The organism is Paratractidigestivibacter sp., from assembly GCF_052362415.1.
Taxonomy (GTDB): Bacteria; Actinomycetota; Coriobacteriia; order Coriobacteriales; family Atopobiaceae; genus Paratractidigestivibacter.
This window is the reverse complement of the sequence record NZ_DAWEMK010000061.1, coordinates 1-563: the sequence shown is the minus strand read 5'-3', so window position 1 is coordinate 563 and position 563 is coordinate 1. Positions and strand designations below refer to the sequence as shown.

1 protein-coding gene is annotated in these 563 nt (G+C 68.4%); it reads right to left on the bottom strand.

Translation table 11 applies throughout. From position 1 onward, the window contains the following. Nucleotides 1-563 (bottom strand): amidohydrolase family protein (locus ACT84W_RS06930; RefSeq protein WP_444328680.1); only part of this gene is annotated, 563 nt, incomplete at both ends.

Here is a 563-nt window from a genome sequence, read left to right as displayed (position 1 = left end):
TCAGGGCCGGTGACGCCGGAGTCGAAGACGCGCTGCTGAAGGCGGTCGACGAGCGTGCCGTTCTCGCAGTGGACGCAAAGGATGCCGCCGAGCGGCTTCAAGGCCTCGAGGACCTCGAGCGTGTCCGCGTCGTCGAGGCGCAAGTGGTCGTAGGCGAAGTACGTCTTGAAGGAGCAGACGCCGTTCTCGCGCATGACGGCGAGGTCGCGGCGGTTGCGCTCGTTCCACTCGGCGAGGGCCATGTGGAAGGCATAGTTGGCGGTGCAGGTTCCGTCGGCGCGCTTGTGCCACTCGGCGAGGGCGTCAGGCATGGTCACGCCACGGTCGGCCGTGGCGTAGTCGACGACGGTGGTGGTGCCGCCGCACGCCGCCGCGCGGGTGCCCGTCTCGAAGCTATCGGCCGTCCAGTCCATGCCGGTCCAGCACTGCAGATGCGTGTGGGCATCGATGAAGCCCGGGAACACCCAGCAGCCGCGCACGTCGACGACCTCGTCGCCCTCAACGGGCTCGATGTGGTCGGCCACGCGGGCGATCTTATTTCCATCGAGCGCCACGTCGCCCTC